General features: G+C 62.3%; 9 protein-coding genes. 6 read left to right on the forward strand and 3 right to left on the reverse strand.

The genetic code is table 11. The annotated features are described in order from the left end of the window. Positions 1-113 precede the first annotated feature (113 nt). The 5 genes from HMPREF2944_RS04740 (at position 114) to HMPREF2944_RS04760 (ending at position 8226) form a co-directional block, all read left to right on the forward strand. On the forward strand, positions 114-1076 hold the full coding sequence (locus HMPREF2944_RS04740; RefSeq protein WP_070681019.1) for a Rossmann-like and DUF2520 domain-containing protein: 963 nt from the start codon (positions 114-116) through the stop codon (positions 1074-1076). Further along, entirely contained in the window at positions 1073-2020 is a 948-nt protein-coding gene (gene panC / locus HMPREF2944_RS04745) for a pantoate--beta-alanine ligase (protein WP_049345429.1), read from the forward strand. The genes HMPREF2944_RS04740 and panC overlap by 4 nt, the downstream gene beginning before the upstream one ends. A 108-nt stretch (positions 2021-2128) precedes the next feature. Then, positions 2129-3661, forward strand: a complete 1533-nt coding sequence (lysS, locus tag HMPREF2944_RS04750) for a lysine--tRNA ligase (RefSeq protein WP_246826266.1) — start codon at positions 2129-2131, stop codon at positions 3659-3661. An 800-nt stretch (positions 3662-4461) separates the two neighbouring features. Next, positions 4462-4812: a histone-like nucleoid-structuring protein Lsr2 gene (locus HMPREF2944_RS04755; RefSeq protein ID WP_049333459.1), complete on the forward strand. Its 351-nt coding sequence runs from the start codon at positions 4462-4464 to the stop codon at positions 4810-4812. A gap of 843 nt (positions 4813-5655) precedes the next feature. Beyond that, the gene (locus HMPREF2944_RS04760; protein ID WP_070681021.1) at positions 5656-8226 is read left to right on the forward strand and encodes an ATP-dependent Clp protease ATP-binding subunit; all 2571 of its coding nucleotides are present in this window, start codon (positions 5656-5658) and stop codon (positions 8224-8226) included. A 122-nt stretch (positions 8227-8348) separates the two neighbouring features. Here the strand turns inward: HMPREF2944_RS04760 and HMPREF2944_RS04765 are convergent, their stop codons facing one another. Beyond that, entirely contained in the window at positions 8349-9365 is a 1017-nt protein-coding gene (locus HMPREF2944_RS04765; protein WP_070681025.1) for an HhH-GPD family protein, read from the reverse strand. A gap of 92 nt (positions 9366-9457) precedes the next feature. Here HMPREF2944_RS04765 and HMPREF2944_RS04770 point away from each other — a divergent pair, with 92 nt between their 5' ends. Next, positions 9458-10249, forward strand: a complete 792-nt coding sequence (locus HMPREF2944_RS04770; protein ID WP_070542085.1) for a hypothetical protein — start codon at positions 9458-9460, stop codon at positions 10247-10249. Positions 10250-10375: 126 nt separating this feature from the next. On the opposite strand, the gene HMPREF2944_RS04775 is transcribed toward HMPREF2944_RS04770, so the two are convergent. Together HMPREF2944_RS04775 and disA are read right to left on the reverse strand one after the other, a co-directional pair. Further along, complete coding sequence (locus HMPREF2944_RS04775) at positions 10376-10588, reverse strand: phosphoglycerol transferase (protein WP_070681027.1); 213 nt, start codon at positions 10586-10588, stop codon at positions 10376-10378. 101 nt (positions 10589-10689) lie between these two features. Further along, positions 10690-11766 carry a DNA integrity scanning diadenylate cyclase DisA gene (gene disA / locus HMPREF2944_RS04780; RefSeq protein WP_070681152.1) on the reverse strand — a complete coding sequence of 359 codons (1077 nt, stop codon included), beginning with the start codon at positions 11764-11766 and terminating at the stop codon, positions 10690-10692. Positions 11767-11923: the final 157 nt, after the last annotated feature.

Genomic DNA, 11923 nt, shown 5'->3' on the forward strand with positions numbered 1-11923 from the left:
GCGACGTCTGCGCCGCCTCAGCGGCTCTCCACCACCCGACGCGCGGCCGGGTTATCCACAGGCGTAAACCAGCCGGAGGCGCCGCCCGGTGCGGGCGAATATACTTAAGAACCGTGGTACACCATTCAAAACCCGCCCGTTTGGGCATCGGAATCATTTCAGCCGGGAAGGCTGGCGCCGTCCTCGGCGCGGCCCTGCGCGCCTGCGAGCACACGATTGTGGGTGTTCACGCGGTGTCCGAGGCCTCCCGGGAGCGCGCCGCGATGCTGCTCCCCGATGTGCCGCTGCTTCCGGTGGAACAGATTGCCGAACGGAGCGAACTGCTGATTCTGGCCGTCCCCGACGACGAGCTGCCGGGCCTCATCACCTACCTGGCCTCCTCCGGGAGCATCACCGCCGGTCAGCTTTTGGTGCACACCTCCGGCCGTCACGGCACGGAGGTTTTCGCCCCCGCAACGGCCCTGGGCGCCATTGGCCTGGCCATTCACCCGGCCATGACCTTCACGGGCCTGTCCATGGACCTGCAGCGTCTGAACGGCACGAGCTTCGCGGTGACCGGCCCCGCTCCCTTCCTGCCCATCGCGCAGGCCCTGGTGGTTGAGATGGGTGGCGAGCCCGTCCACGTGGCCGAAGCCGACCGAGCCCTGTACCACGCAGCCCTGGCCCACGCCTCGAATCACCTCGTGACGATTCTGGGCCAGGCTCAGCAGATGCTCGCATCCATCGGCATTGAGGACCCGGCCCACTATATGGGTCCGCTGGTCCGCGCGGCCGTGGATAACGCGCTCGCAAGCGGCGAAGGGGCCCTAACCGGTCCCGTTGCGCGCGGCGATGCGGGTACCGTGGCCGCCCACATGAGGGCGCTCGGCGAGTATGCACAGGGAGAAAAAACAGGTGATATTACAGACTCTTACGCCGCTCTGGCGCATGCGACCGCAAAAAGGGCGCATAATAGAGGTTTGTTAAACGATGAACAACTGGAACGGATCGAAAGCCTGGTGGAACCTTCCGCGAACGTGGAGTACACCGGCGACACCGACGATTCTGCCCCCGAAAACAAGGAGTTCTCGTCATGACTGAGACTTCGATGCCCCGCGTCGTGACCACTATTGCGGAGTTCCGCACCGCTATCGCGCAGGCTTTGGCCACCGCGCAGGACGCCCTGGACCGTGCTGCCCGCCTCGAGGCGGAGCAGAACGGCACTGACGTTCAGTACCGTACCGCCACCCTGGGTTACGTGCCCACTATGGGTGCCCTCCACGATGGCCACGCCACCCTGTTGCGCCGCGCTTCCGAGCAGAACGACGTTGTTGCCGCCTCTGTGTTTGTGAACCCGCTGCAGTTCGGCCCCGGCGAGGACTACGAGGCGTACCCGCGCACCCTTGAGGCCGACGCCGAGCTGGCTGGTGCCGCCGGCGTGAGCATCATCTTCGCCCCCTCGGTGGAGGAGATGTACCCCGACGGCGACCCGCTGATCCGCATCTCGAGCGGTGAGCTGGGCACCAAGTTCGAGGGCGCAACCCGCCCCGGACACTTCGACGGCGTGCTGACCGTGGTGAATAAGTTCTTCAACATCATTCGCCCCGCCGCCGGCTCGCACCCGGTGAACGCGTACTTCGGCCAGAAGGACGCCCAGCAGTACATCCTGATTCAGCGCATGGTTCACGACTTCAACCACGACGTGACCCTGCGCCCCGTGGCCATTGTGCGCGACGATAACGGCCTGGCCCTCTCCTCGCGCAACGGCTACCTGTCGGATGAGGAGCGCGAATCGGCTCTGGTGCTCTCCCGCACCCTGGCCATGCTGCGCGAGAACTCGCTGAACCGCGGCTTCCACGAGATTGACCTGGAGGGCGCGCGCGAGCGCATCAACTCCACCCCGGGCGTGCGCCTCGATTACCTGGAACTGGTCGACCCGATGACTTTCGGCGAGCCGACCGAGGATTCGGAGCGCGTGCTGGCCCTGGTCGCCGCGTATGTGGGCCCGACCCGCCTGATTGACAACATGGACCTGCGCTAAGCGTTCGCTGAATTTCGTTTAGAGACTTCCCAACACACTACACAGATAGGTATCACCGTGAGCACTGAGCACCACGCCGCACCGGCGATTGCTGATATGTCCGAGCAGATGCAGATTCGCCTGGAGAAGCGCGCGAAGCTGATTGAGTCGGGTCGTGAGGCATACCCGGTGGGCTTGCTGGATTCCGAGGGTAACCGTGTGGAGCCCAACCACATCGAGGATCTGCGCGCCGAGTACGACCCGAAGCTGGAGTCCGGCGAGATGAAGGCTGGCGACGAGACCGACCGCGTGGTGCACGTGGGCGGCCGCGTGGTGTTCGTTCGTAACACCGGTAAGCTGTGCTTTGTGACCCTGCAGGGTGGTACCGAGGGTAAGCGCATCCAGGCGATGCTGTCGCTGGCTGAGGTGGGCGAGGAGTCCCTGGCCGAGTGGAAGTCCCTGGTTGACCTGGGTGACCACGTGTTCGTGACCGGCCGCGTGATTGTGTCTCGCCGCGGTGAGCTGTCGATCATGGTGACCGAATGGAAGATGGCCTCGAAGGCTATCCGCCCCATGCCGGTTCTGCACAAGGACCTGAACGAGGAAACCCGCGTGCGCCAGCGCTACCTGGACCTGATGGTGCGCGAGGAGGCCCGCGAGCTGGTGAAGAAGCGTGCCCTGATTACCCGCACCGTGCGCCGCGTACTGGACGAGCACGGCTACGTCGAGGTTGAGACCCCGGTCCTGCAGTTGATTCACGGTGGCGCGACGGCTCGTCCGTTCCGCACCCACCTGAACGCTTTCGACCAGCCGATGACCATGCGCATCGCGACCGAGCTGCCGCTCAAGCGCGCCGTGGTGGGCGGTATTGAGCGCGTGTACGAGATTGGTCGCGTGTTCCGCAACGAGGGCGTCGACTCGACCCACAGCCCCGAGTTCACCACCCTGGAGTGCTACGAGGCGTACGCCGACCAGTTCGTAATGGCCGAGCGCATGAAGGAGATTATCCAGAGCTGCGCCAAGGCCGTCGGTACCGAGCGTATTGAGACTGAAAACGGCACCATTGACCTGTTCGGCGAGTGGAAGTGGGTTGGCGTGTACCCGGGCCTGTCCGAGGCCGTGGGCGTCGAGATTACCCCGGAGACCGACGCATCCGTTCTGCGCGAGATTGCCGAGAAGCACGAGGTTGACATCGACCCGAAGTGGGACGCAGAGAAGCTCGTCATCGAGCTCTTCGGCGAGATTGTCGAGCCGACCCTGGTGAACCCGACCTTCGTGTACGATTACCCGCCGAGCGCCCAGCCGCTGGCCCGCCCGCACCGTTCCGGTGCGCCGCTGATTGAGGCCTGGGACCTGATTATCGGCGGCATGGAGCGCGGTACCGCGTTCTCCGAGCTGATTGACCCGGTGATTCAGCGTGAGCGTCTGACCGCCCAGTCGCTGCTGGCTGCCGCCGGTGACGATGAGGCGATGGAGCTGGATGAGGACTTCCTGCGCGCCCTGGAGCACGGTGCACCCCCGATGGGTGGCATTGGTCTGGGCATCGATCGTCTGATTATGCTGCTGGCCGGCGACCAGGACCCGGAGCGTCCGGGTACCGTGGTGCGCCAGCCCGGTATTCGCGAGACGATTCTGTTCCCGCTCATGAAGCCGGAAGCTTAATTTCTTATCTTGAGGGCCCGGACTCGTTCCGCGCGTGTTTGCGCGGGGCGTTCCGGGTTTGAACGCGGCGGGGGCCGCGGGCGCGTGTGCGCTCGCGGCCCCCGCTCTCGTATGCCCTGCCCGAGTGAATCCGGTACTCAGCCCTAAATGGGCTCGGGCGGGCTCGGCTCCGTGTTTCTCGTAGTCGTGTTTTCATCTCGGCGTTTTTGCTTCGGCGCTTTCGGATGTGGTGTTTTCGGGCGGCTTTTATCGGTTTGAAATTCTCCGGCTGTAGCGTAGTTTTGGCTAGTCAGCCGTATATGGGGGCGGTGAGCGAAAAGTATTCTCGGTGAAGACTTACGGATTCGCAATGAATAGGAGCGTGCGGGTGTGGAATATACCGTTGAGATAGTTTTGCCGTTCCGCGCGGGATGAAGGATTATCCGCGAGATTATTCCTGCTGATTTCCTGACGCGCACCATTCAAATGCACGCGGCGCGTCTCTAGCGTTCAGCCGGCGGGCTATTTAATGAGCCGACCCGCACAGCGGAGGCGATAATATGCGTACAGAGAACAGTCTCCGTATTGCCGATGATTCGAGGATGATATTCCCGGAAATATTCCTCATATTATTCTCGGGTGTTATTTACCCATCTATTTTGCCGGTTTGCGCAATGAACGCCTCCGGTATTTCTGTTACGATATATAGGAAATTAGTACATATGTATATCCGGCACACTTTTTCTCTATCAATTTTCGATAGGGGCTTCAGGGTTTTGCGCCCATAGGATATATGCAACAGATAAAGGGAGGTGCCATTTATGGCACAGAAGGTTCGCATCATCCTTGAAGACGATCTGGACGGCGGCCCCGCCGACGAGACCATCCGCTTCGGCCTGGACGGCGCTCACTACGAGATTGACCTGTCCTCCGCAAACGCCGCACGCCTGCGCGACGCTATCCGCCCCTTCGTAGCTAAGTCCCGCCGCGTGCAGGGCTCCGCTCAGCGCACCCGCGCACCCCGCGGTACCGCCGCTCCGGTCAAGCGTAACCCCGAGACCGCAGCGATTCGCGAGTGGGCTAAGGCTAACGGCCACAAGGTTTCCGACCGCGGCCGCATCCACCAGGACATTCAGGATGCATACTACGCAGCAATGAAGGAACAGGCTTAATTTCTAGCCCCTTCGGGTTTTGCTCCGCGCGGAGCAAATGCATTGTGTACGCTCACGGCGGATAGCGATTATCGCTATCCGCCGTGAGCGTTTTTATGTGGCGGTAAATATCGGGGCTGTGGCGCGAGGATTTGAATTATCAATCCTGGAGGGTGGGGGAAAGCGTGCGGTGTCCTACCGAGGCACCAGCATGTTTAATTTACTTGTAAAACATATTGTTGGCAGCAGAGAGTGCAATTTCCTGCACTCGCCAGAATGTACAGACGGAATGTCGATATCATTGCGTCCGTATTTATAAGGGCATAGCCCCAGATTGATTCTCTCCGCGCGAATAACTCGTGAGCGATGAGTGCGCGTGTCATTATTTCCGGGATTATTCACCCGTTCGTGGCATCTATATCTTTATGTATTTTTACGCGCTTTAGGGAATGATGGGGAAGTCGTGAATCATGTAGTGAGATTCTCGCGCGAGCCCAGGAATTATTGTCGTCCCGTCGAGTGATTGGCGTGCATATACTTTGAAAGACAGTGCATATTCTGCAATATCCGGGATTCTCTGCAGATAATCTGGGCCTATCGTATTCCTATACGTGGATTTTTCTGTGTTTGTGTTCGGCAATATGTGCATTCGAGTGTCGCGAGGCGACCCTCAAAAAGGTGCCGGGCGCTTCGAAAGATGAGCGGACGCGCTGCTGAGCCCCGGCAAAGGAATCCGTCCGCCCCGATTGCCTTCCGCCCGCGCCCTTTCCGTTCTCTTGATGGCGAACAGATGCCCGAGCGCAGGGCAGAAACCCGGCACTCAACGTACTCTTGTATCAATAGGAAAATGCAAGGAGTGCGTAAATGTTTGAACGCTTTACCGACCGAGCTCGGCGCGTTGTGGTGCTTGCCCAGGAAGAGGCACGCATGCTCAACCACAACTACATCGGTACCGAACACCTGCTGCTCGGTCTGATTCACGAGGGCGAAGGCATCGGTGCACGCGCCCTGGAATCATTGGGCGTTACCCTGAACGCAGTACGTGAACAGGTTCAGGACATCGTCGGCCCCGGCCCCCAGGCCCCCAACGGACACATCCCCTTCACCCCCCGCGCGAAGAAGGTTCTCGAACTGTCCATGCGCGAGGCTATTCAGCTGAACCACGGCTACATCGGCACCGAACACATCCTGCTGGGCATGGTTCGTGCGAACGAGGGCGTGGCAAACCAGGTGCTCGTTAAGCTGGGCGCTGAGCCCGCCGCCGTGCGCCAGGCTGTCATGGACCTGATTTCCGGCTACCCCGGCAACAACTCCGGCGAGAAGGAAACTGCCGGCGTGGGTGCAGGTAACTCTCGCGAAGGCACTCCCGCGGGTTCCACGATTCTGGATCAGTTCGGCCGCAACCTCACCGCCGCAGCGCGTGAGGGCGAGCTGGACCCGGTGATTGGCCGTCACCACGAGATGGAACGCGTCATGCAGGTTCTCTCTCGCCGCACCAAGAACAACCCCGTGCTGATCGGTGAGCCCGGTGTGGGTAAGACCGCCGTGGTTGAGGGCCTGGCCCAGGCCATCGTGCACGGTGACGTCCCCGAGACCCTCAAGGATAAGCACCTGTACACCCTGGATCTCGGCTCCCTCGTGGCCGGTTCCCGCTACCGCGGTGACTTTGAAGAGCGCCTGAAGAAGGTCCTGAAGGAGATTCGCTCCCGCGGCGACATCATTCTGTTCATCGACGAGATCCACACCCTGGTGGGTGCCGGTGCCGCCGAAGGCGCGATTGACGCTGCCTCCATCCTCAAGCCCATGCTGGCTCGAGGCGAGCTGCAGACCATCGGTGCAACCACCCTGGACGAGTACCGCAAGCACATCGAGAAGGACGCCGCCCTGGAGCGCCGCTTCCAGCCGATTCTGGTGGACGAGCCCTCCCAGGAGCTCGCCGTGCAGATTCTGAAGGGTGTGCGCGATAAGTACGAGGCTCACCACCGTGTCACCATCACCGACGAGGCGATTGAGACCGCCGTGAACCTCGCGGCACGCTACATCTCCGACCGCTTCCTGCCGGATAAAGCCGTCGACCTGATTGACGAGGCCGGTGCGCGCCTGCGCATCAAGCGCATGACCGCTCCGCCGGAAATTAAGATTCTGGACGAGAAAGCCGCCAAGCTGCGCCAGCAGAAGGAAGAGGCCATCAACTCGCAGGATTACGAGAAGGCAGCCGGCCTGCGCGACCAGGAGCAGAAGGTCCTGGCCGAGAAGGAAGCCGCAGAGAAGGAATGGCGCGAGGGTGGCGGAGACGCCTACGGCGTCGTGACCCCCGAGGTGATTTCCGAGGTTCTGGCCGCCTCCACCGGCGTGCCCGTCTACAAGATCACCGAGGAAGAGTCCAGCCGCCTGCTGACCATGGAGCAGGAGCTCCACAAGCGCGTCATTGGTCAGGAGCACGCCATTGCGGCCCTGTCCCGTGCGATTCGTCGTACCCGTGCGGGTCTGAAGGATCCGCACCGTCCCGGTGGCTCGTTCATCTTCGCAGGCCCGACCGGTGTGGGTAAGACCGAGCTTGCTAAGGCCCTGGCCGAGTTCCTCTTCGGTGACGAGGATGCCCTCATCACCCTGGACATGTCCGAGTACCAGGAGAAGCACACCGTCTCCCGTCTGTTCGGTGCCCCTCCCGGATACGTTGGCTACGAAGAGGGCGGTCAGCTGACCGAGAAGGTGCGCCGCAAGCCCTTCTCCGTGGTCCTGTTCGACGAGGTGGAGAAGGCTCACTCCGACCTGTTCAACTCGCTGCTGCAGATTCTTGAGGACGGCCGCCTGACCGACTCGCAGGGTCGCGTGGTGGACTTCAAGAACACCGTAATCATCATGACCACCAACCTGGGTTCCCGCGATGTGAACCGCCGCATCCCGGTTGGTTTCCAGGCCATGGACGATTCCGCCGCCGATTACGAGCGCATGCAGGCTCGCGTGATGGAAAGCCTCAAGGAGCACTTCCGTCCCGAGTTCCTGAACCGTGTGGATGACATTATCGTCTTCCCGCAGCTCTCGGAATCCGAGATTCTGCAGATTGTGGACCTGTTCGTGGGTCGCCTGGCCAAGCGCCTGGCGGAGCAGGATATGTCCATCGAGCTGACCAACGCGGCGAAGGCCCTCATGGCAGCCAAGGGTTACGACCCGGCTATGGGTGCCCGCCCGCTGCGCCGCGAGATGCAACGCAACATCGAGGACGCCCTGTCCGAGAAGATTCTCTTCGGCGACATCAAGCCCGGCGAGAAGATCACCGTGGACGTTGAGGGCGAGGGCGACTCCGCGAAGTTCGTCTTCTCGTCTCAGCCGATGAAGGAGCTCTCCCTGGAGTCCGTGAAGGAGCCCGTGAAGGAGGGCGAGTCTTCCGAGGCTCCCGCTTCCGAGGTCCGCGAGGGCCAGGGTAACGACTAGGCGCTAGGCCGCTAAGCTCTAGCGCACAAAACGCCCGAGGGGCGGTACCGGTTATTCGGTGCCGCCCCTCGGGCGTTTTGCGCATTCTAAGGCCCTCTGGTCTAAGGTCCTCTGGGGCCCTTCTAAAGCGAAACGAGCACTCGCCCGCCCTCCGGTACCTCACGGGCCAGAGAATCAGCCAGAAGGCCCGCGTAGCAGCGCTGCAGCTGTTCGGAGGCGGGGGAGAGCGCGTACAACGCCTTGAGCGGGCGGTGCACCTCGGCCGGAACATTCGCGGGGAACACCAGGTCGGGCGAGGCGGCAGCACCGGTGGCCGAGGCTGCATCCAGGATGAGGCTGCGCTCCACGGGCTCGTGGGCGGCGCGGAGAACCGCCATGACGGCACCGCGCACCTGGCGGTCCGTGCCGTGCCAGGCCTGGCCCTTTGGCGTGTACTCAGCATCGGGTCGGCCGGCCGCAATCCAGGCGCACACATCCTGCACGGGGCACTGCTCGCAGGTCGGGGACTTCGCGGTGCAGACCAGCGCACCGAGCTCCATGGTCGCCGCGTTCCACACGCAGGAGGTGGGGGTATCGGCGGGCATGAGTGCCTCGGCCAGGCGGGTTTCGGCGGCCGTCAGCGAGCGGGAGGGGAGAGCCTTGCCGCTGACGGCGCGGGCGTGCACGCGGCGAATATTCGTGTCGATGACCGTCTCTCGCAGGCCGAACGCGAAAACGCTGATGGCGGCGGCCGTGTAGGAGCCCACGCCCGGCAGGTCGAGGAGCGCATCGTGGTCGGCGGGAACCTTACCATCATGCCGCTCCACAATCGCCACGGCAGCCCCGTGCAGGCGCTGAGCGCGGCGCGGGTAACCCAGGCGACCCCAGGCGCGCACCGCCTCCGAGACGGGCTCGGCGGCCAGGTCTGCGGGGGTGGGCCAGCGGCGCATCCACTCCTCCCAGACGGGCAGGACGCGCTTGACGGGGGTCTGCTGTAGCATGAATTCGCTGACCATCACGCCCCAGGGCGAGCAGTCGTCGCGGCGCCAGGGCAGGTCGCGTGCGTTCTGCAGGAACCAGCCATTAATGCGTTCGTGCAGAAGGTGCGGCTTGATGCCTTGTGGGAGGTGATTTGCGGGGTCTGCTGCTTCTTGAATCATCAGAAAAGCCTACGTCACGGGCTATATATTCCCAAAACGGCATGGAATGGGTTCATGGTGAATCTAAGGTTGAAACCCGGTATCCTTAGAGTATGTCTGAAAACGGTCCCGTTCTGCCTCCCGAAGTTTACCGCCGCCGTCGCATCGTGGCGGTTGTTGCCTTGCTCGCCGTCATTCTCCTGCTGGTTGCGGGCGTGACGAGCATCGTCGGCATGATTAATAACAAGAAGGACGCCACCGTCGCTTCTACCGCGACGGCCACCGGTGCGCCCTTCCAGAGCTTCAGCGCGCGTCCCTCCGAAACGGCCTCGGCTAGCGCTTCCGCCTCGGCAAGTCCTTCTGCCTCCCCGAGCGAGACGACGACCAAGAGTGCCTCCCCTAATGCCACCGAGACCAAGGCGGCTGAAACCAAGAGCCCCGAGGCAAAGCCGAGCGAGGCCAAGACCGCGCAGGCCACCCCCTCCGCCACCCCGAGCGCAAGCGCGGCGGGTGTGGTGGCAGCCTGCACCGCGAACGACCTGAAGGTGACCGTTACCCCCGCGAAGCGCACGTTCGCCGCGGGCGAGCAGGTCTCGTTCCACGTGACCTACACGAACTCCTCGAAGACCCCCTGCGCCGTGGGTGGCGAGGGTGCGAATACCGGCGTGGACCTGAACATCACCTCGGGATCGGCGCAGGTGTACACCCGTAGCCTGTGCACCGCGACCACCCTGCCGAAGGCTGAGGTTGCCGCGGGCGCCGAGGGTGCAACCGACCTGGCCTGGGATCGCAAGATCAACGTTCTGGGCTGCTCCGCTGCTTCGAACGCCCAGAAGGGTTCCTACTGGGCAACCGCAACGGTGAACGGCGTAACCTCGACCAAGGTGAACTTCGTGATTCAGTAGTCGCTTCGCCGAGCCCCCCCCCCATAGTTTTCGCCCGTGAGCGGGCGTAAGAAGCCCCGCACCGGATACTCTCCGGCGCGGGGGCTTTTCGTATAAGGCTGTTGCGTGGCGCTACCTGGAGGTGTGCTACTTGGAGGTGCGCGGCTTGGAGAAGCGGCGCTCACCCAAGTAGCCGAGCAAGCCACCAAAGACGGTCCACTGCAGGGCAGCTAGAAGCAGGGTGGGCGGGTCGGTCACCTCAAAGGAGTTGGGGATGACTCGGAACCACAGCAGTGGCAGGTAAATCAGAAAAAGAATGGGGGAAGCCCACACAAAGAACGGGACGGAGCGCTTGGCCATAGTGACCTCCTCATGACGTGGTATGGCCTGGACGAGGGGAAATCCCTGTCAACCCATCATACCCGGAACCGTTCTCAAGTGCTAGAGGTGTGCCCGGGTGATTAGAGGTATCGTTCCAGGCTACTCTCCGCCATGCGGGTCAGCTGCTCACGCACCGTGCGGGCACGAGCCTCACCCACACCGTCCACGGCACGCAAATCCTCAAGGGATGCCGCCATGAGAGCCTGCAGGCTACCGAAGCGCTCCACGAGGCGTTCGGCAATCGCATTCGGAATGCTCGGAATACCAGCCAGCAAACGGAAACCACGCGGCTGTAGGGGAAGCTCCAGGTCGGGGTTCTCACCAAAGCCGACAGTGCGGGCAATCGCGCGCAAATCCACGATATCCATATCGTTCAGGTTCTGGAGCGCCTCAACACCGGCGGCAATCAGCTCGTCGTTCACCTCGGGTAGGTAATCGCGCAGAATCAGGTCGCTGGCGGTCATTTCGGGGGAGCGTAGTTCCTCCAGCTGCAGGGCAATCAGGCGGCCGTGCATACCGAGCTCCAACACGTAGTGGCTGACCTCGCGGATGATGCGGTTCACCATCTCCATGCGCTGCAGGGTCATCGCCACATCCGCCAGGGAAACGTTCGACTCAATCTCCAGGGCAGACAGGCTGGAGAGCACAGAGCGCAGGCGCTTCTTATAGCTTTCAAGGGTCTGAATCGCCTGGTTCGCGCGGGCCATGAGGTACTGGCTGTCCTCGACCGTGTAGCGGGTGCCGTCAACGTACACCGAAATCACGGACATTGAGGCGCTCACCGAAATCACCGGGAAACCGGTCTGAATCGCGGTGCGCTCGGCGGTGCGGTGGCGGGTGCCGGACTCGTTCGTATCGATGGAGGCGTCCGGCATAAGCTGCACGCCGGCGTGCAGCAGGCGGGTGGCGTCGCGGTCGCAGATGATGGCGCCATCCATCTTCGCCAGCTCGCGCAGGCGGGTTGCCGAAAACTCAGTGTCGATGTTGAAACCGCCCGACGACAGGGAGGATACGGTGCGGTCGGATCCGAGTACGATGAGTGCGCCCGTACGGCCACGCATGATGCGTTCCAGGCCCTCGCGAAGCTCGGTGCCGGGGGCGATTCGGGCGATAGTTTTCAGCAAAAGGTCACTATAATTCATCTGCACGAAGACCATTGTACCCATAATCGCACCTAAAGGGCGATGTCAGGGGCGAAACGGCGAGCTAAAGTGCCTTAAAAACGAATAGATATTCTTGATTTTAAACGATGTTGAAATGTTGTTCCCCGGGAGGCACTTGCGGCGGCCCCGGATGGTTTTACGGGCGCGGGCC

The sequence above is a fragment of the Rothia sp. HMSC072E10 genome (assembly GCF_001813965.1).
GTDB classification, from domain to species: Bacteria; Actinomycetota; Actinomycetes; order Actinomycetales; family Micrococcaceae; genus Rothia; species Rothia mucilaginosa_A.

What these genes read in the sequence shown, in the direction of transcription:
- panC (WP_049345429.1), top strand. Translation starts at nt 1,073, where the DNA reads ATGACTGAGACTTCGATGCCCCGCGTCGTGACCACTATTGCGGAGTTC.
- lysS (WP_246826266.1), top strand. Translation starts at nt 2,129, where the DNA reads ATGCAGATTCGCCTGGAGAAGCGCGCGAAGCTGATTGAGTCGGGTCGT.
- HMPREF2944_RS04755 (WP_049333459.1), top strand. Translation starts at nt 4,462, where the DNA reads ATGGCACAGAAGGTTCGCATCATCCTTGAAGACGATCTGGACGGCGGC.
- HMPREF2944_RS04760 (WP_070681021.1), top strand. Translation starts at nt 5,656, where the DNA reads ATGTTTGAACGCTTTACCGACCGAGCTCGGCGCGTTGTGGTGCTTGCC.
- HMPREF2944_RS04765 (WP_070681025.1), bottom strand. Translation starts at nt 9,365, where the DNA reads ATGATTCAAGAAGCAGCAGACCCCGCAAATCACCTCCCACAAGGCATC.
- HMPREF2944_RS04770 (WP_070542085.1), top strand. Translation starts at nt 9,458, where the DNA reads ATGTCTGAAAACGGTCCCGTTCTGCCTCCCGAAGTTTACCGCCGCCGT.
- HMPREF2944_RS04775 (WP_070681027.1), bottom strand. Translation starts at nt 10,588, where the DNA reads ATGGCCAAGCGCTCCGTCCCGTTCTTTGTGTGGGCTTCCCCCATTCTT.
- disA (WP_070681152.1), bottom strand. Translation starts at nt 11,766, where the DNA reads ATGGTCTTCGTGCAGATGAATTATAGTGACCTTTTGCTGAAAACTATC.